We start from the raw sequence: 20,643 nt of genomic DNA, 5'->3' as shown, positions 1-20,643 counted from the left end.
TTTATTGTATTAATTTTTTAATTTCTTCCAAGGTATCAATCTCGTCTACCGTTTTATCTTTCCGCCATCTTACAATTCTTGGAAATCGAAGGGCAACGCCACTTTTATGGCGGTTACTGAACCCAATCCCTTCAAAGGCAATCTCAAAAACAAGCTCTGCTTTTACCGTTCGTACAGGGCCAAATTTTTCAATGGCATTTTTATTCACAAACTTGCTTACCTCCATGATTTCTTTATCTGTTAATCCTGAATAGGCTTTGGCAATGGTCACCAGCTTATCTTCATTTTTTACAGCAAATGTATAATCTGTATAATAAGCACTTCGTCTGCCACTCCCTTTCTGAGCATAAATCAATACTGCATCAATGGTAAAAGGATTGATCTTCCATTTCCACCAGTCACCTTTTTTTCTGCCGGAATGATAAGGGGAGTTTTGTTGTTTAAGCATCAATCCTTCGCTGTTTATAGCTCTTGAATTGTCCCGGATCTCATTTAGCTCTTCCCATTTTTCAAAATTTATCATTTGGGAAATTTTTATGTTTTGAGGATTTTCATTTAATAATAATTCCTCCAGCATCGCTCTTCTGGCTGAAACCGGTTTTTCCCTCAAATCAGTATTCTCAAGTTCCAATAGATCATAGGCAAATACTTCTATTGGAATTTCTGTAAGCATTTTTTTAGTTAAAGTTTTTCTATTTAATCTTTTTTGTAATTCATTAAAATTTAAAACATTCCCATCCTTTACCGCAAGTATTTCTCCATCTAAAACAAAGTTTCCTTTCATGGCTTTTACTACTTGTGTAATCTCAGGAAATTGCTCCGTAATGAGTTCTTCACCTCTTGACCAGATAAAAACTTCATCGTTCCTTCTGATGATCTGTCCCCGTATGCCATCCCATTTATATTCTACCAGCCATTCATCAGGCTGTCCCAATTCATCAAGATTTTTTTCCAGAGGATAGGCTAAACAGAAAGGATAGGGTTTAGAATTATCAGGATTTACATTCTCTGCAGAGATTAATTCTTCGAAGGAGACTTCATCAGGCATCCATTTCCCCATTAAACTGTGCATCAATACGCTTGCTTCCTGTCCGGAGAACTTGGTCAAGGCATTAATCAGCGTTTTAGCTGAAACTCCGATCCTAAAACTTCCGCCGATTAATTTATTGAAAATCAATCGTTCCGTATAATCCAAACCATTCCAGGAATGGAGAACAAATGCTTTCTTTTCTGAGTCTTTTTTATCTTTTAAATTAACAATATCGTTCATCCATTGGGAGAGGCTCTGTTCGATTTTCTCTTGTGGCGGCGGAAGAACCAATGATAATGTTTCGCCAAGATCTCCAACCGAAGAATAGCTTTCCTGAAAAAGCCAGTAGGGAAGTCCTGTAAGTTCCAGTGCCCATTCTTTCATCAAATTGGTATTGACATTTCGTTTAGGCCTTTTTCCTGTAAACAAAGCAATAAACCAGACTTTGTCATCATCCGGAGCACGCTCCAGATAATCAATAATAGCATCGATTTTAGCATTGGTCTTATTGGTTGTTTCCAAGGCATTGATAAGATCTGCAAAATGTCTCATGATTCCGGATTTTCGATGGTTTCTTTTTCTGATACTTCTTCATCCTCTCCGAACAGGGTTTCTATGACGTCTGCCTTGATTCCGATTTCATTCAGATACTTTGAAAAGATTTCCGTCTGCCCATGGGTAACATGCACCAGTTCTGCTTCTGTTGCTTTTACAGTTTGCAATAACCCCTTCCAATCGGCATGATCGCTCATCGCAAATCCTGCATCCGCACTTCGCCATCGCCTTGCTCCCCGAACCTGCATCCATCCGGAGCATATTGCTGTGGCCGGATCAGGAATTTTTTTGATCACATTACTGTCGAGTAAAGCGGGGGGAACAATAACGATTTTATGTTCTGTATCTTTCGGATGTTCTCTGAAATCCGCAATGGTGTATTCCGGAAGATCAATTCCTACAGCTTCAAAAGCCTCATTAAGCTTTCCGATAGAGTAGTGAACATATATTTTGCTTAATCCCTCCACAGCCTTCATAATTCGCTGAGCTTTCCCAAGCGAATATCCGATAAACACTGAAGTTTTATTGTTTTCCTGGTTCTTTAATACCCAATTCTGAAGTTTTTTATTAAGATCATCTACTTCCAGCCAATTATAAATGGGTAATCCAAAAGTACTTTCTGTAACAAATTCATTGCACCTTACCAATTCAAAAGGGGTACTGAGATGATCATCCTGCACTTTATAATCCCCTGAAATGACCGTTACAAATCCTTTATATTCTAATCGTATCTGGGCAGAACCAATGATATGTCCGGCAGGATGTAATGAAACCTGAACACCATTCATATTGATCTTTTCTCCATATTCTACACTCTGGCACTCAATATCCACTCCAATTCTTTGGTATAAAATAGGTTTTGTAAAATGATGACAAAGGTATTTTTTCATTCCCCAGCGGGCATGATCGGCATGTCCGTGTGTAATAATAGCCATATCCACAGGCCTCCAGGGATCAATATAGAATTTTCCCTGTGGACAATAAATTCCTTTTTTGGTAAATGTGATTAGCTTCAATGGTGTGATAGGTTTGTATAAAGTACTTCAAAAACTTAACCAATTTACAATAAACTATTAATTTTATTATAATTCAAGACTTGATTGTTGGATAATACAAAGGATCATGAATTTCTAAACCTGTTTTAATGCATCAGATGACTTTTAGCATATTTTCAATATTACAGATATTATTTAATGCATAATTAATTAAAAAAACAATACTTTTAGGCAGTGAATTAGTTGAAAGAATTTTTAGTTGCATTAAATAAAGAATTTTTATTGAAACATAATGACAACTAAACCGTTACACAATTTCCATATTCCTGTGATGGGATTGGCTTACACCATAGACAGCCCGATCCGCGTTGCACAATATGGAATTTCTTCTGTGATTTCCATCATTGATGATGAAATTCTGGAAAAAATGAAGAACTTTTATAACCAGAAGTTTAATCTGGATTATTTAAGAATTCCAACAAAAACAGAGGATTACAGAGCCAAAAGAATTACTGCTTATCTGGACATGGTAGATGATATCGTGAATGAAAAATTCGAATCTTTCAAACAGGAAATCAGTAAAAATAAAGAGGCTCTGAAAGATTTCATAGCCATGTTACCCAACACTTCAGATCTGAAGAACAGTCTTCAAAACATAATCAGCCAAAAAGACAACTGGAGTGAGAGCATCAAAAATTTTATTGAAGCCAATCTGATCCCGGGAAGTATTGATGTGAATATCATGACCAAAGTTGATAAAGACAACTATAAAAAGAATGAGCAGCTTCCTGTCATGTATAATGATGCCCACGCTTCACTCCGCGGATTTGCAAAGAGTAAGTTATCTTCTTCTATGGTTCTTTCTGCCGGAATGAATCCGCGTCTGTACAGTTATATGGAAGAATTTGATGACTTTTTTCCGGATGAAAACGGAACGTTGAAAAAGAAAATTATTCTTAAGGTAAGCGATTTCCGTTCTGCTATGATCCAGGGGAACTTTCTGGCTAAAAAAGGGTTGTGGGTTTCAGAATACAGAATAGAATCCGGATTGAATTGCGGCGGTCATGCGTTTGCTACAGAGGGAATGCTGCTGGGACCTATCATGGAAGAATTCAGACAGAAAAAGAATGACCTGATTCAGTCTGCTCATTCCTTAATGATAAATGCTTTAGAACAAAAAGGCAAACCGATTGTTTCCCAGCCTTTAGAAATGAAAATTACGGTACAGGGTGGAGTAGGAACTTCTGAAGAGCATGAGTTTTTACTGTCCAATTATGATGTAGACAGTGTGGGATGGGGTTCTCCTTTTTTATTGGTTCCTGAAGCTACTTCTGTAGATACCGAAACCAGAAACCTTCTCTTACATGCCAGAGAAAAAGATTTTTACCTGAGTAGGATTTCACCTCTCGGAGTGCCTTTCAATACCATAAAAGGAACTTCTAACGAGTTATTAAAACGACAGAAAGAATCTAAAGGAAGATATGGAAGCTCATGTCCAAAGAAATTATTAGCATTAAGCAAAGAATATTCTCCCGAAGGAACCTGTACCGCTTCCAAAAAATATCAGGATATTAAACTTAGTGAACTTTATCTTCAAAAAGAGTTTCTCTCTGCAGAAGATTTTGATAAGAAAAAAGCTGAAATTACAGATAAAGCCTGTCTGTGTGTTGGACTTGTCAATGCCGCCTATATAGAGCAGGGAATAGAGATTAAAGGAGAAAAACAGGGTGTTGTCATCTGCCCGGGCCCCAATATTGCCTTTTTTGATAAAGAAGTTTCTCTTTCGGAAATGGTAAAACATATTTATGGCAATACCAATATTCTGCCTGATAACAACCGTCCTAATATGTTCATTAATGAACTGAAAATGTATGTAGACTACCTGAAAAAGGAAATCAACGATACCTCTGTACAAATTACTCAATCTCAAACCAAGAAATGGAATGCGTTCAAAAAGAATATGCTGGAAGGAGTAGAGTATTATCAGAATCTTTTTAATACATCAGCATTCTTCAAACAGGGATTACAGACAATTAATCATCAACTTCAAGAATATAAACAAATGCTTGTGGTACTTGAAATTCCTCAAGCCGAAAAGCAGTAGATTATATCACAGATTTTACGGGTTATGTAGATAATTTGAAAACTACCCCCAATGAATGAACTAATTATTTTATTAATTTAGTGTTAACACACATAACTCTATGTCTCTATGTGGTTTTAAAATTTAACCACATAGTCACATAGAATTAGAAGGAAATGAATATAGAAATTATCTTGTTGAAACAAAATCGAAACATTCTTGTGTAAAAAAAATTACGCAACTCAAATAAAACTTGCTCCTTTGCGTTAACCCAATAATTATAACAAAACAGTCTTATATAAGACTATTTTGTTATTATAGCACTCTACAAAATAAATGAGGAATCATCGGCTTTTTCATTTATAATAGCTATAGATCGTATGGCTATTTTGAATAGTTATACAGTATAATATTCATTACCTTAGATCTCACTTAGTAAAATTATTTTTATGGAAAAAAGAAAGATCAAAAACACTGATTTAGAAGTAGCTCCTATTAATTTTGGAGGAAATGTTTTTGGGTGGACGCTGGACGAAAAACAATCCTTTGATATACTGGACCAATTTACAGAAGCTGGATTTAATTTTATAGATACAGCAGATACGTATTCATGGTGGGTAAACGGAAAAGGCGGACAATCTGAAGAGATCATCGGAAAATGGATGAAAAGCCGTAATAACCGCAAGGATATTGTTCTGGCGACCAAAGTAGGTTCTGAAACGAAAGAACATGGTTACGATATCAGTAAAAAACATATCCTGAAATCAGTGGATGAATCACTGCAAAGACTTCAAACTGATCATATTGATCTTTATTATACTCATTTTGACGATCAAACTACTCCGGTAGAAGAAACACTTTCTGCTTATGATGAAATCATTAAGGCCGGAAAAGTGCGTTATATTGCAGCATCTAATCTTTCCCCGGAACGTTTAAAAGCATCCTTTGAAGCATCCGAAAAGAACAATCTGCCTAAATATGTTGCATTACAGCCCCATTATAATCTATTGGAAAGAGAAGGGTTTGAGAAAAACTATGCTCCTTTGGCAGAACAATTTGACCTGAGCGTATTTCCATATTGGTCGCTGGCAGCAGGTTTCCTCACCGGAAAATACCGTAATGAAGCAGACCTTGCCAAAAGTGCAAGAGGAGAAGGAGTAAGAAAATACTTAAACCCAAAAGATTTGGAAGTCTTAAAAGCATTGGATCAGGTGAGTGAAAAGCATCATAGCAACCAGGGAACAGTAGCTTTAGCATGGCTGTTAGCCAACCCATTGATTACAGCACCTATTGTAAGTGCAACAAGTTCTTCGCAGCTTGAAACGTTATTCAATGCACCGAAGCTTATGTTAGATCAGGAAGATATCGAATTGCTTACTAAAGTGAGCAACTAGTTTCTAAACTTCATTATTAGATTAAAAAATCCGTTCAGTATTATATTTGAACGGATTTTATTTTAGATACAAAAGTTTTTTAACACTTTAGTTATTTTAGGTTACTACTAACTGTTTGAGAAGTATATTTAAAATTTTGAAAAATATCATAATTAAAGATTTGAAATTTCGCTTGAAGGGACGTCAAACCACAGATTTGACAAATAAGTTCAATTCTTATTAATCAGAATATTCTTTCAATAGCTGTCTATAGCTCATTAAAATAGAAGATTTGGAAATAAATCCAATAAAAACATTGTTTTCACTCACCACAGGCAGGTTCCAGACTCCAGAATCATCAAAGATCTGAAGAATTTGAAGAGGTTTATTTTCAGGACGAACTATTGCTGGTGGAGCTTTCATGATCTGAGCAACCGTTTGGGCAGTATCAATTTCTTTATTAAAAAGATAAGGTCTGATATCATCCAGTGTCAAAACACCTTTTAATGCCTTGGTTTCGTCTACGATAGCAAAAATATTTTTATCTCCATTTTTTACCAGCTCAAAAAGCTCTGTGATAGAGGCTGTTTCCTGAATTGTCTGAGAATATTTATCAATAAAATCATCCGTTCTTAAGGCAAAAAGGATATTTTTATCATGTTTATTGGTAAATATCTTTCCTTCATCAGCAAGGGACTTTAATTCCGGAGAAATAGGAGAGAACCATTTGGCAATAAGATAAGACATAATGGCAACAATCATTAATGGAATAAAAAGATCATATCCAAAGCTGGATTCTGCAATCAGAAATATTGCGGTAAGCGGAGCATACATTACTCCACTCATGGCTCCAGCCATTCCTACCAGCACAAGATTGGTAACCGGAACATCTGTAAACCCAATATGCTGGCAAACCAATGCAAATAAATAACCCAATGTCCCACCCGCAAAAAGAGAAGGGGCAAAATTACCTCCGTTTCCACCACTGAATATGGTAAAAGAGGTAGCAAATGTTTTTAACAATAATACCAGCACCAAAAACACAATAATTGTCCAGTCACCAATTTCAAAATATCTGAAAAAACTATTTTCGATAATTGAATGGGTATTTCCATTGGTAAATGCTTTCACTGTGTCATATCCTTCTCCAAATAAAGGAGGGAAAAGCACACACAGTAAAGAAAGAACAGCTCCTCCAAACATTGCTTTTCTCATTTTTGAAAGCTGAAGCCCTTTTATAAAGTGTTCCACTTTTTGGGAAATGATGACAAAATACCTGGCGTATAATCCGGTTACAATACCTAAAATAAGGTAATAAGGTAGATTTTTATAATTGAAGGCCTCTCTTGTATAAAACCTGAATAACACGTCTTCCTGAAGTAAAATTCTTGACAAAAGGCTTCCGCAAACTGCAGCAACCACTAATGGAATAAAGTCTGTAAAAACCACTCCTGTCAACAGAATTTCAAAAGCAAACATGATTCCGGCAATAGGAGCATTGAATGCTGAAGCAATCCCGGCAGTGGCTCCTGCTGCCAGTAATAAGGTACGTTCTTTATAATTAAGCCTGTAGGTCTGGGCAAAATTGGATCCTATGGCCGCTCCGGTAACAGCAATGGGGCTTTCCAGTCCTGCAGAACCTCCTAATCCAACGGTAACTGCACTCTGGATTACCTGAGAATACATTTTTACAGAAGCTACAATACTTGAATTTTGTGCAATTTCATAGAGAATGGCTCCAATTCCTTTTCGATCCTGACCTTTAAATAGTGTTAATACAATTAAAGTCGTCAGAACAATTCCTAAAAACGGAAAAACAATATAGAACAAAATCTGATATTCAAAATGAACTTTATTGGTAATGAAATAGTGGATGTTATGGACTAATGTTTTCAGGATTACTCCGGCCAATCCGGCTGTACATCCTACAAGAATTCCGGAGAGCACTAGGAATTGGTTCCGGCTCAGTCTGTTGTTCAGCCAATGCAGAATAAGCTCATAGCTGCGGGCTTTTTCCAGTCCATATTTCTGGAAATCTCTTTTAAATTTTAGAAAGCTTAGGTACTTTTTTTTGTTGTGAATTTTCACCTGGGAAGAATTTTAATGCGGATCTCAATTTGAAACTGCTGTGTAAATTTATGAAATATCTTAGAGAAACTTACCCAAAACACGTTTTAAAAACTTTTCTAAGATCAGGAAAAGTTTCTTGTTTTCTATTCAGAATATCTTAAAATACTCACTTAATCTAGTAAAATCAGCTGTAATATTGATTTTCACATCCCTTATTACAGCTAATTTATATGGTATTATTGAGCTTCATTTATTTTTCTTGACATTCCTGAAAACAAAAATTTGGCAGCTGCTATTCCTAAAATTCCGGCGGCAGTCCATATAAATGGTTTTGCAGAAATAGTGAACAGTGATTTTCCATCAATTCCCATATTTCCTTTTGAGGGTTCTAATACATTTCCTTTTGATTTTTCATCTTTATTGGCTTTCTTCATCACCATTCGCATCGCTGCTGAAGAAACATACCGGACAACACCGGGAAAGATTTCATAGATACTTTTAAAAGCCACTGCTGACCAGTCGGGATAAGATGCTTCAGTAGGATTTTTTGCTGTTTTTACAATAGAGGTGGCCAGTTTTCTTGGGTCAAATGATGGAGGAGGAGTACTGAGTTTGATTCCTGAATAATTAGCGGCATGTTCTATTCCTGAAGATTTCTGGAAGCCGGGATACAATGCACAAATGTGGATATCCGGAAAATCTGATACTTCTCCCTGCAATGTTTCAGTCATTCCCCGGATACCGTATTTTGAAGCAGTATAAGCTGTTCCATAAGGGGCTGGCATCCATCCGCCAATTGAAATATTATTAAGTAATACTCCTTTTTTCTGTCGTTTAAAAACGGGAAGTACCGCATGAGCAGCATGCATATATCCTAAAAGATTTGTTTTAACAATCTGATCGGTAACCTCTACTGGAATTTCTTCAAATTTACCAAATGCAAGTACTCCTGCATTATTCACCCAATAGTCAATTTTACCACTGAACTGAATGGCTTCATTCACAAGATGGGCTACTTCTTCCGCTACAGAAACATCAGTAGGAACAGCAATAACAGTAGCTCCCAGACTTCTGCATATTTCTGCTGTTTCTTTCAAAGCTTCTTCATTACGGGCTGCAAGAACAAGATCAGCTCCCTGTTCGGCGAAGGCTTCTGCTGTGGCCTTTCCAATTCCGCTTGATGCTCCGGTAATGACAACTGTTTCTCCAAAAAATGGAGGTTTTCTACTATTTTTCATATCAATATATTTAAGTGTGATTCATTTTTATCTGGATTCAGGAAGAACCATTATCTGTATTTCTTTTGGGATACAAAATCAGTCTGATAGAGGGATTATTTGTTATAAATAAACGGAACCAGTCAAAAGCCAGCTGAAGCTTATTTTTAAATCCAACCAAAGGAATAATATGGATAAAAAGCCAGGTAAGCCAAGCTATAAATCCTTTGAAAGAATGCTTCGGAAGATCCACTACAGCATTATATTTTGAAATAATGGCCATACTTCCTTTATCATTATATTGGAAAGATTTCAATACTTTTTCATCTTCTATCCTCTTAAAGTTTTCTGCAAGATTTTTCCCCTGCTGGATGGCTACCTGGGCAAGCTGAGGATGCCCGTTAGGATATTTTTCTTCAGAAAGCATAAGGCAGATATCTCCTAATGCATAGACATTTTCCATTTCATTTACTTTATTGTAAGCATCTACCAATATTCTTCTTCCTTTACCGATGCTTTTTTCGGGCAGTCCTGCAACTTCACGACCGATCACTCCGGATGTCCAAATCAGGGTTTCTGTTTCAATTGTTTTACCATCACTTAAAATAACTTTACAATCTACATAATCCTTCACAGCTACATTAAGAATAATTTTCACTCCCAGCTCTTTGAGTTTTTTATAAGCAGTTTCCTTGGCCATATCGCTCATAGGGGAAAGGAGAGATGGAAGGGCATCTACCAGATAGAGATGAGAAAGACCTAATTTAATTTCCGGATACTCTTTCTGGGCAATGTATTTTCCCATTTCAGCCAGCATTCCTGCAAGTTCAACGCCTGTAGGACCACCACCGGCAATAACGATATTCTGAAGCTTTTCAGCTTGTTTTATATCTTTATTCCGGGCTGCTTCTTCAAGGGTTAATAAGATATGGTTTCTCAGATAGAGCGCCTCTTCTATATTCTTCATCGGAAGGGCATGTTTTCTCACATTTTCCATTCCGAAGAAATTAGACTCCGTGCCTAAAGACAGAACCAGATAATCATAAGCCAAAGTTCCTGTATCTGTTTCTATGGTTTTTTCGTTAGCATTGATCCTGATCAGACTCCCCATATGGAATTTTACATTTCTATTATTGGAAAACAGTTTCCGGAAAGGATAACTGATATTGGAGGCTTCTATAAAAGAGGTTGCCACCTGATAAATCAATGGTGGAAAGAAGTGATAATTATTTTTATCAACCAGGGTAATTTTGAATCTGTTGTCGCTCCTAAGGGATTTGATAAGATTAATACCTGCAAACCCTCCTCCTACGATTAGAACATGCTTTTTCATATTAAGTGGATATTGAAATGGTGTAGTATAATTCATTCAAGAACAAGACCAAAGGCTTCAAAACACAAAATATTTAACATAATATAAGAAACCCCAATATCTCTACGTACAGCAAACAACAGAAAGGGTTTCAATGATATAACTCATTTTTTCTTTTGAGGTCTGCATGATGTTTGCATCGGTATATATAACACCATAAAATATTTTGATATGAAAACTCAAGTTTTAACAGACAAACACAGGTTAGGAATAGGAGGAGTTGCTATAGGTACAGCTTTTGAAAATATAACGGATGAAGAGGCTCATGATATCCTTCAAACCGCCTGGAATTCAGGAATTAGGTATTATGATACATCTCCCTGGTATGGGCTCACCAAAAGTGAAAGAAGATTTGGAGATTTTCTTAAAAATCAGGATCATAATGAATTTGTATTTTCCACAAAAGTAGGAAGACTCTTTCATCAGGTTCCAGAATCTGAAGTTCCGCCTACCATGTGGAAAAATCCTCTAAACTTTGATTTCGAACATAATTATACTGCAGATGCTGTAAAAAAATCTATTGAAGAGAGTCTGCAAAGAACCGGATTGAGCCATATCGATATTGTTTATATTCATGACCTGTCTGAAGATCAGGTAGGTGACCGCTATCCTTATTTTCTGAAACAGGCTAGAGAAGGAGCTTTTAAAACTCTTTCCGAATTGAGGGATCAGGGAGTTATCAAGGCGTGGGGGATGGGAGTCAATAAAATTGAGCCTATTCTAGACTGTATTGAATCTGCAGACCCTGATATTTGTCTTTCTGCTACCCAATACTCTATATTGGAACATGAAGATGCCGTGGACAGACTTCTTCCGTCAGTAAAAAAAGCAGGGGTAAAACTGGTTTCTGGAGCAGGATACAATTCCGGATATATTACAGGACGTGAACGGTATAATTATACAGATGTGATTCCAAAAGGGATGGAGCAAAAACGGGCAAGAATAATGGCCATTGCAGAGAAATATAAAATTAGTATTGTTGATGCGGCTCTTCATTTCGTACTTGCTTCAGAAGTTTTTGCGTCCATTATTCCCGGTGCCAGTAAATCTTCACAGGTACAAAGCAACCTGGAAGCACTGCATACCCAGATTCCTCTTGGTTTTTGGCAGGAATTGAAAGCAGAAGGATTGATTTATGAAAAGGCAGAGGTTCCTCAATAGAACATGAATTTGTTTTTCAGTCAATATATTCTCAGGCTTATTTTGTTTGAAATTCAAAATTTCTTCAAAATTTAATCCTAGATTTATCACATGAAAATTCTAATTGTTGAAGACGAAAAAGAACTTGCCAAAAGCATTTCCGAATATTTATCTTTGGAAAATTATCTCTGTGAAAATGCGGAAACCTTCAGTGAAGCCATGACCAAAATAGATATGTTCGAGTACGACTGTATCTTATTGGACATTATGCTTCCTGATGGAAATGGGCTGAAAATTCTAGAGGAATTAAAGAAGCAAAATAAACAGGACGGAGTTATTATCATATCTGCCAAAAATGCGCTGGATGACAAGATTGAAGGTTTAAAATTGGGAGCGGATGATTATCTTACTAAGCCTTTTCACCTTTCTGAACTGATGGCAAGAGTCTATTCCATTATCCGTAGAAAACAGTTCAGCAGTTCCAATGTTGTAAAGCAAAATGAACTTCAGATTGACCTGCTGGCAAAAACAGTAGCAGTAAATGATGAAATTATTTCTTTAACCAAAAAAGAATTTGATCTCTTAATCTATTTTATAGGAAATAAAAATAAAGTCATCTCTAGAAGTACGCTTGCAGAACATCTCTCCGGTGACTTTGCTGATATGCTTGATAACCATGATTTTGTTTATGCCCATGTGAAAAATCTTAAAAAGAAGTTGTATGACGCAGGCTGTGAGCATTATCTTAAAACGGTCTATGGAACAGGATATAAATGGGAAGCTTAAATGGTTTGTGGGATTTGTGGTTTGTAATCTAAAAAATAAATTCTAGGTATGCTAGAAATAAAAAATGATGAAATACTTTCAAACTTTTAATCTATATGGTCACAACCAATAAAATACTAAATTGCAAAGAGTAACAATACCCTTATACCCACTTAGCCACTACACTTTAAACCTTGAACTTTATAATTTGAAACCTTTACTTAGTAAAACCACCAAACCTTTTATCATCTATGTACTTATTGTTCTGATGATAAATATTCCTGTATATTATTTTGTAGTGGATACTATCTGGCAGGATGAATTGGATGAACATAATCAGATTATTGTAGAGAAAACGGCTTATAAATTCAATCATTTACAGCTTTCCGATGAAAAACTGGAACAGAGCATCGATCTTTGGAACCATATTCAACCAGAAACTGATGTTGAAAGAATCACCAAAGATCAAATAAAGAAAGACAGTGTTTATATTACAGAAAAACATCTGCCATTTATCTCTGAGCAAAAGAAAGAACGTTATCGATGCCTAAAAAAGGTAGTGTATATCCATGATAAACCTTATTTGTTTACAGTAGAAACCAATATTGAAGAATCTCATGAGACAATTGGTGTCATTGCAATGATTACGGTATTCTTCTTTGTGGTAATTTTGATAGGTCTTCTTTACCTGAACAGAAAATTTTCTGCCTCTGTCTGGGAACCTTTTAGAAGAACTCTTAACCAACTAAAAACTTTTAATCTTAACAGTCAAAGTAAAATAGAATTTCCAACTTCTGACATTACAGAGTTTCAGGAACTAAATCAATCGGTTCAAAAACTAATAGAACGTAATATCTCTGTCTATAAAACTCAAAAAGAGTTTACGGAAAATGCTTCTCATGAGTTACAAACCCCGCTTGCTATTATTAAAAACAAACTGGATCTTTTGCTGCAGGATCAGGATCTTACTGAAAAACAGTACCGCATTGTTGAGGATATGAATAAAGCACTTACCAGAAGTTCCCGTATCAACAAGAACTTATTACTACTTGCCAAAATAGACAATCATCAGTTTGATAATTCTGAAAGTATTTTATTTGACCAGATCCTCACTCAAAGCATTGATATTCTCGAGGAACATTTCGACCAGAAAAATATATCCCTGGAAAAAAATATAGTATCTGATGTTAAGGTAAATGGCAACAGCAGTCTTACAGAGGGTATGATTAATAATCTTATCATTAATGCTATCCGACATACCAATCCTAATGGAACGATTTCTATACGATTAACAAGTTCTGTTTTTGAAGTTTCCAATTCAGGAGTTCAATCATTGGATGAAACATTATTATTTAAAAGATTTTCAAAATTATCAGCGGATAGTAATGGAAGCGGACTTGGGCTGTCTATCGTACAGGAAATCTGCAAATTTCATCACTGGACGATCAGCTACAGATTTGAAAATGGCTATCATATTTTTTCTGTCGGTTTATCATTTTCTTAACATTTAAAACCTAAAAATTCAAAATTAATTCTAAATCGGTTGACATCTTTGTACTGAAAATATATACGTACTGAAGTGTAAATTTTATTTAGAAATGATTTTAAAAATTGCCCTTTTATTCGCAGGAACCATTCTTGCATTCTGGATAAGTGCTATCTGTGGAGGTGGCGCAAGTCTTATTCTGATTCCGATCCTGAATCTTTTGCTTCCTAGCTCATTAGTTCCTTTTACTTTAACGATTGGAACGTTTACAAGTTCAGCCTCCCGTATTGTCGTATTTAAGCAGCATATCAACTGGAAAATATTTCTTTGGTTTGTGCCGTTTTCTATTCCGGCTGTATTGTTGGGTGCTTATCTGATTAAATATGTAAATCCCAATTATCTGCAATTGATTGTTGCTTTCTTTTTGATTGCCAATCTGCCACAGCTTTTTGCTTCAAAAAACAAAATTGAGGAGACTGGAAAAGAATACCCAAAATCGGCATTGGCTCTTATTGGTTTTTCTGCAGGTTTCATTTCGGGAATCACAGGGGCTGTAGGATTGCTTTTCAACCGCTTTTATCTAAAGTTTGGACTTAAAAAAGAGGAAATTGTAGCTACCCGAGCTGCTAATGAAATTTTTATTCATCTTATTAAACTTATCATTTATATTTCATTAGGATTATATTCCAATATTGCACTTTGGCTGGGAATTGAGATTGCTGTTGCCGCTATTGTCTCTTCGTATACCGTAAAATATATTCTTCCTTATCTCAGTGAAAATTTATTTAAAAAAATAGGATACGGAGCAATGGTACTATCTGGAATCACTTTATTCACAAGCACTTCGGGAAAAATTGTTCAGCAGGATCATATTGAAATCAATTCTTCATCTACTGCCCATAAAAAGGTATATACCATGTCCTGGAAAAACACCCGTCTGGTTATGGAATATAAAACTCAAGGAGAAATAGAAATAGAAAAAAGTGTACAACCTGACGAACTGTCCGGACATCTGAAAGAAAAGTATCATACCCTTGTAGAATATTATGATGAAGTTCGTATTGAGAAAGTATATGTATTAGGGAAAAAGACTTCTCATGAATTTTATTGTTATAAGGATAATGTGTTGACAAAATATAAAGCTTAGTAATATAGAATACAATGACGCATGATTTTATCATTCGTGATATGATGGATTCTCTGACAGATTTTGCTGATGGCGCAGATATTTATAAGAAAATCAATATCGTTTTTATCTACCATAAAATACAATCAATAATGTATAGTTCTAAAAACTATGTAATCTATGTGGTTAAAAAAATATAACCACATAGGCACATAGATAAAAATCATTCGTGCATTCCTGGCAAAAAACAAAAGTGTTTTTTTGCTTTCAAGAGTCTTAAAACAATTAAATGTGTCTTAACAAGAAAATAGAAGAGTGTACAAAACTTAGCCTTTTGAAGCTTATCCTAATAAAAAAATAGATATAATGAGAACCGTAAATAAAGTAGCAGCAGTCACTATACTTTTCTGGCTTATGAAAATTGTAGCGACCACCTTAGGAGAAACTCTTGGTGATTTTATTTCCATGACCCTGAATTTGGGTTACACCAAGGGAATTCTCATTACCTTATTCTTTTTTATCCTTATACTATCTATACAACTCAGTGTGAAAAAATACATTCCGGCAGTGTACTGGCTGGTAATCATCGGAACAACCACACTGGGGACAGAAGTTTCTGATTTTATCGACAGAACGTTGAAAGCAGGATATTTAACTGGAAGTCTGATTCTTCTTTCCAGCCTCTTAATTTCACTTTTTCTATGGTATAAGAAGTATGGTAATCTTGAAGTATATCCCATTTTTGAAAGAAATAAAGAATTCTATTACTGGATAGCCATTTTATTCTCCAATAGCCTTGGAACTGCATTTGGAGATTTTCTGAGTGATAATTTAGGATTAGGATACATAACCGGAGCATTTATAACCGCAATGATCATTCTGATTGTTGTACTGCTTCATTATTTTACAAAGATCAACCATGTGGTTCTTTTTTGGATCGCCTTTGTATTTACCAGGCCCTTTGGAGCTACTTTTGGAGACTTTTTGACTAAACCTCTTGCAAAAGGAGGCCTTGATCTTGGAACCATTAATGCCTCATTGGCATCTCTTGCTTTAATGATAGTGATGATTTTTATTTCACAACGAAAACATAGTAACAAACAAACGCTTTAAAATTGAATTCCAAACGCTAGATAATAAGCAATTAAAGAACAAACTATAATGAACAGATCGAAACTTTTACTTTTTCCAACTGTTGCCATTTCTTCTCTGGTTACAGCACAAGTAGCTTCAGTAACTTTATCTGGAAAAGTAATGACCAAGGATAAGAAAGTACTTCCTTACTCCAATATTATTTTAAAAAAGGAAAAGGATACCGCATTTATTGCCGGAACGATTGCTAATGAAGAGGGAAGATTTTCTATTAGCGGAGTGAAACCAGATCATTATTTACTGGAGGTTTCCATCGCAGGATATAATATACATAAACAATCTCTTTTTATAGGAAGCCTTTCTGAATTTCTGGAAATTCCTCCTATTGAATTGAACCGAAAACAAGAACAGGAAACAAAAATCGAAGAAGTTATTCTCTCTGCTTCTAAAAAAAATGAACTTGATAACAAGCTTGATAAAAAAACGTATTCTGTAGCGGATAATATCAGCCAAAGTGGAGGTTCCATATTGCAAAGTATGCAGAATCTTCCTGGCATTACTGTACAGGATGGAAAAGTACAATTGAGAGGAAATGATAAGGTAACTGTTCTTATTGATGGTAAACAAACCGCTCTTACGGGATTTGGAAGCCAGACGGGACTTGATAATATTCCGTCTTCAGCTATTGATAAAATTGAGATCATCAACAATCCTTCTTCAAAATATGATGCCAACGGTAATGCCGGAATCATCAATATCATTATGAAGAAAAATAAACAGAATGGCTGGAACGGAAAAGTAGGCTTTACAACAGGCCTGGGTTCATTGTGGGTAAGAAAAGAGAACTTACCAACCATCCGACCTCAATATACATTGACTCCTAAAATTAATCCGTCTCTTTCCCTTAACTATGGAAAAAATAAGGTCAATCTGTTTCTACAAGCCGATAATTTATACACAGAAACCCTCAATAAAAATGAATTTGTAACCCGTACTTATGATAACGGAACGGTGATCAATTCTCAACTAAAAAGAAACAGAAATACCAATTTCTTTACTACAAAAGCAGGGTTAGATTGGAATATTGATGAACACAATACGTTAACGGTTTCAGGAATGTATGGAAGTGAAAAAATTATTGACCGTGGAGATCAGCCATTCTTTAACGGAGACCTGTCTCAGCGTCTTCGTCTGTGGCAGTTTCTGGAAGATGAACTGAAAACAACCGTAATGGGAAGTGCCTCTTATCAGCATAAGTTTAAAGAAGCAGGGCATGTATTAAATGTTGGATTCAATTATACCTTTCACAGAGAAGATGAAAAATACTTCTATGATAATTATCTACCGGCTTCTACCGGAACTGATGCTTTTAAGCTCTTATCAGATGAGCAGGTGTATGATTTTAACATGGATTATATCAAACCTTTAAAATATGGCAGAATTGAAACAGGTATTAAGCTAAGAAGCAGAAGTATTCCTACCAATATGAACTTTATTCCCGGAGCTAATTCAGTACTGGATGTATCTGCCGGGGGTAAAGCAGACTATAAAGAGTTTATTCCTGCCGTATATGGAAACTATATTTTTGAGAATGAAAAATGGGAAGCAGAGCTTGGGCTAAGGCTGGAGTACGTAAGAATCAATTACGAAGTGAACCCTAATCATCCCACTTATAAAAGTGATGGATATAATTACACCCAGCCATTTCCCAATTTTAGATTAGCTTATAAGCTTAATGATCATAACAAATTTTCAGTGTTTTACAACAGAAGGGTAGACCGTCCGAATGAAGTAGATATCAGAATATTTCCAAAATATGATGATGCCGAAATCATTAAGGTTGGAAATCCGGCATTAAGACCACAGTTTACGAATTCCATTGAATTGGGATATAAATATAATTGGGATAACGGATATTTCTATTCTGCCCTATATCATCGCTTTGCTAACGGAACCATTACCAGGATCTCCAGTATTGTCCCAGGTAGTAATCTTATCTATGCCATTTTCCAAAATGCAGACAAAAGTTATAATACAGGATTAGAAGCCATCTGGAATCAAAAGGTTTCTGATGCATATTCATTCAATATCAATGGAAATATTTATCGCAACCAGATCAATGCATTTACAGTCCAAAATTTATATCCTGAGCCTAATACATTTTCTGCAGACAGGCAGACCGCTGTTTCCGGAAATATAAAGCTGAATAATATCTTCCGTTTTTCAAAAGGTCTGAATCTTCAGGCTACAGCAGTTTATCTGGCTCCGGATGTGATTCCTCAAGGAAAAATAAAAGCAAGGTTTACGATGGATATTGGATTGAAAAAAGCCATTCAGAAAGGAAAAGGAGAACTTTTCTTAAATGCATCCGACCTCCTCAATACAATGGTTATTAAGAAAAATATTCAGGGGATGGGTTTTGCCTATACCAGCAATGATTATTATGAAACCCAGGTAGTAAGACTGGGATACAATTATAAGTTCTAATATAAACCGATCTACATAAAATGAAAAGATCCCTCCAAAATTTACTGATCTATCTTTTGGTTTTCACTTCAGTGATCAGCAAAATGAATGCTCAGAATAATGATACTATTATGGTTAATGAACCTAAACAAGATACTTTATCTAGTATTCAGGCCAATAAACTGAATTATAAAAGCTTAATTATTCCCACAGCATTCATTAGTTATGGTGTATTGGGTTTAACATCAGACAAGCTTAAACAACTTAATTTTTCTACGCGTACAGAGATCAATGAACATCAACCGACACGAATGAACCTTGATAACTATACCCAATATGCTCCTGCAGTAATGGTATACGGACTAAATGCTATAGGAATAAAAGGTAAACATAATCTGAGAGACCGGACGATTATCTATGTTTCTTCACAGCTGATTTCTGCTGCATTTACCATGCCTTTAAAATATCTTGTCAAAGAGGAGAGGCCTGATCAGTCGAATACCCTTTCTTTTCCTTCCGGGCATTCTGCGGCAGCCTTTTCTTCTGCTCAGTTTATGTTCAGAGAATATAAGGATACCAATTTCTGGCTCAGTCTTTCCGGATATCCGTTTGCAATTTTTACGGGAGTGTACCGAATGCTGAATGATAAACATTGGCTGGGAGATGTTGTTGCAGGAGCAGGTTTCGGAATTCTATCTACAGAATTGGCCTACTGGCTTTTTCCAAGAATCGATAATTTGCTGCGTGGAAAAAACAAAGCTAAAAACTTAGCCAGTTCCACGATGGTAATGCCTTTTTATCAGAATAAAATAGTGGGAATAGGATTAGTTAAAAATTTCTGAATCTATTTTTCAGAATCAGCCTTTTTGCAGCTGAAAGTTTTTAGTTTTTAACCCTTAATAAGCTTTGCCTTTATTAATGATGAATACTGTGATTATTTTATGATACAAATATGCTGGGTCCTATTTTCAAAACAAGTAGACATATGACTTTAAACGGGTACATTTTACTGATTGGAGTTGTAGAGTAAAAGGTAAAGGCAAAGGTTTACCAGGGTAAATATTTTTTTCTACACTACTTTTGCCTTTCGGATTACTTTTGCCAGAAGGGCAGGGAAGAACCTTTTCAGGTAAACACCCAATACTTCTTTGCCGCCGATGGCTTTTTGATTTTTCTTTTTTTCAATGGCATTCAGCATTTTTTTTGCGAAGACATTTACAGACATACCGTTATTGGTGGCATCATCCATCGTTCCTTGTGTAGAGCCGTCACCGGTTACTGCATGAATGGAAATATTGGTCTGTATAAATCCCGGACAGATAATGGTTATTGAAATATTTTGAGCATATAATTCTGCACGCAAGGCATCAAAGAAGCCGTGAAGAGCATGTTTTGCTGCAGCATAGCCACTGCGCATCGGAGCTCCAAAAATTCCCATAAGACTTGAAACCACAACAATCTGTCCGCTCTTATTTTGAAGCATATAGGGAAGTATGGCCTTTGTTAAAGCTACTGTTCCTATAAAATCTACATCCATTAAGCGTTTATCTACTTCGATATCCGTTTCGATAGCCAGAGAACGTTGGGATAACCCTGCATTGTTAATCAGAATATCTATTTTTCCAAAGGCTGCAACTGCTTTAGCTGCTATTTCAGGCATATCTTTGTAGTTATTAAGATCCAAAGGAATCACAGCATATTGATTCACAGTTAGTCCTGCGCTTTCTGCCACTTGATATAGCTGTTCTTCGTTTCTGGAGGAAAGAATCACTTTTGCATTGCTGTTTTCTACTAATTCTTTTACTAAAGCTTCACCAATTCCGGATGAGGCTCCTGTAATCCATACTACTTTATTGTTATAATAATTATTCAT

Annotated in this window: 15 protein-coding genes; 9 read left to right on the top strand and 6 right to left on the bottom strand. The window is 35.8% G+C overall.

The window, feature by feature from the left end; genetic code table 11:
- Position 1: 1 nt before the first annotated feature.
- Both AC3HD6_RS10485 and AC3HD6_RS10480 read right to left on the bottom strand, forming a co-directional pair.
- Positions 2-1,582, bottom strand: a complete 1,581-nt coding sequence (locus AC3HD6_RS10485) for an ATP-dependent DNA ligase (RefSeq protein ID WP_488896293.1) — start codon at positions 1,580-1,582, stop codon at positions 2-4.
- A complete protein-coding gene (locus tag AC3HD6_RS10480) occupies positions 1,579-2,601 on the bottom strand; it encodes a ligase-associated DNA damage response exonuclease (protein WP_488896292.1) in 1,023 nt (340 codons plus the stop codon). Before AC3HD6_RS10480 ends, AC3HD6_RS10485 begins: the two co-directional genes overlap by 4 nt.
- A gap of 271 nt (positions 2,602-2,872) precedes the next feature.
- On the opposite strand from AC3HD6_RS10480, the gene AC3HD6_RS10475 reads away from it, so the two are divergent.
- Positions 2,873-4,684, top strand: a complete 1,812-nt coding sequence (locus AC3HD6_RS10475) for a hypothetical protein (protein WP_488896291.1) — start codon at positions 2,873-2,875, stop codon at positions 4,682-4,684.
- 428 nt (positions 4,685-5,112) lie between these two features.
- Complete coding sequence (locus AC3HD6_RS10470; protein WP_488896290.1) at positions 5,113-6,057, top strand: aldo/keto reductase; 945 nt, start codon at positions 5,113-5,115, stop codon at positions 6,055-6,057.
- A 219-nt stretch (positions 6,058-6,276) separates the two neighbouring features.
- Here the strand turns inward: AC3HD6_RS10470 and AC3HD6_RS10465 are convergent, their stop codons facing one another.
- From AC3HD6_RS10465 to AC3HD6_RS10455, 3 genes are all read right to left on the bottom strand, one after another.
- Positions 6,277-8,124: a chloride channel protein gene (locus tag AC3HD6_RS10465; RefSeq protein ID WP_488896289.1), complete on the bottom strand. Its 1,848-nt coding sequence runs from the start codon at positions 8,122-8,124 to the stop codon at positions 6,277-6,279.
- Between the two features lie 218 nt (positions 8,125-8,342).
- Positions 8,343-9,344, bottom strand: coding sequence for an SDR family oxidoreductase (locus tag AC3HD6_RS10460; RefSeq protein WP_488896288.1), 1,002 nt, complete (start codon positions 9,342-9,344; stop codon positions 8,343-8,345).
- A 37-nt stretch (positions 9,345-9,381) separates the two neighbouring features.
- Positions 9,382-10,656 (bottom strand): NAD(P)/FAD-dependent oxidoreductase, encoded by a 1,275-nt coding sequence (locus AC3HD6_RS10455; protein WP_488896287.1) that lies wholly within the window; start codon positions 10,654-10,656, stop codon positions 9,382-9,384.
- Positions 10,657-10,866: 210 nt separating this feature from the next.
- On the opposite strand from AC3HD6_RS10455, the gene AC3HD6_RS10450 reads away from it, so the two are divergent.
- From AC3HD6_RS10450 to AC3HD6_RS10420, 7 genes are all read left to right on the top strand, one after another.
- A complete protein-coding gene (locus AC3HD6_RS10450) occupies positions 10,867-11,856 on the top strand; it encodes an aldo/keto reductase (protein WP_488896286.1) in 990 nt (329 codons plus the stop codon).
- A 90-nt stretch (positions 11,857-11,946) separates the two neighbouring features.
- Positions 11,947-12,621 (top strand): response regulator transcription factor, encoded by a 675-nt coding sequence (locus AC3HD6_RS10445; RefSeq protein ID WP_488896285.1) that lies wholly within the window; start codon positions 11,947-11,949, stop codon positions 12,619-12,621.
- A gap of 187 nt (positions 12,622-12,808) precedes the next feature.
- Entirely contained in the window at positions 12,809-14,104 is a 1,296-nt protein-coding gene (gene porY / locus AC3HD6_RS10440; protein WP_488896284.1) for a PorY family sensor histidine kinase, read from the top strand.
- A gap of 94 nt (positions 14,105-14,198) precedes the next feature.
- Positions 14,199-15,233 (top strand): sulfite exporter TauE/SafE family protein, encoded by a 1,035-nt coding sequence (locus AC3HD6_RS10435; protein ID WP_488896283.1) that lies wholly within the window; start codon positions 14,199-14,201, stop codon positions 15,231-15,233.
- 345 nt (positions 15,234-15,578) lie between these two features.
- Complete coding sequence (locus AC3HD6_RS10430) at positions 15,579-16,325, top strand: COG4705 family protein (RefSeq protein ID WP_488896282.1); 747 nt, start codon at positions 15,579-15,581, stop codon at positions 16,323-16,325.
- A 48-nt stretch (positions 16,326-16,373) separates the two neighbouring features.
- A complete protein-coding gene (locus tag AC3HD6_RS10425; RefSeq protein ID WP_488896281.1) occupies positions 16,374-18,791 on the top strand; it encodes a TonB-dependent receptor domain-containing protein in 2,418 nt (805 codons plus the stop codon).
- 20 nt (positions 18,792-18,811) lie between these two features.
- Positions 18,812-19,612, top strand: coding sequence for a phosphatase PAP2 family protein (locus AC3HD6_RS10420; RefSeq protein WP_488896280.1), 801 nt, complete (start codon positions 18,812-18,814; stop codon positions 19,610-19,612).
- Between the two features lie 227 nt (positions 19,613-19,839).
- Here AC3HD6_RS10420 and AC3HD6_RS10415 read toward each other — a convergent pair whose 3' ends face one another.
- The gene (locus tag AC3HD6_RS10415; RefSeq protein WP_488896279.1) at positions 19,840-20,643 is read right to left on the bottom strand and encodes an SDR family oxidoreductase; all 804 of its coding nucleotides are present in this window, start codon (positions 20,641-20,643) and stop codon (positions 19,840-19,842) included.

This window comes from Chryseobacterium sp. II3a (assembly GCF_057815135.1).
The sequence above is the reverse complement of the archived record's forward strand: the minus strand, read 5'-3'. Positions and strand labels throughout refer to the sequence as shown.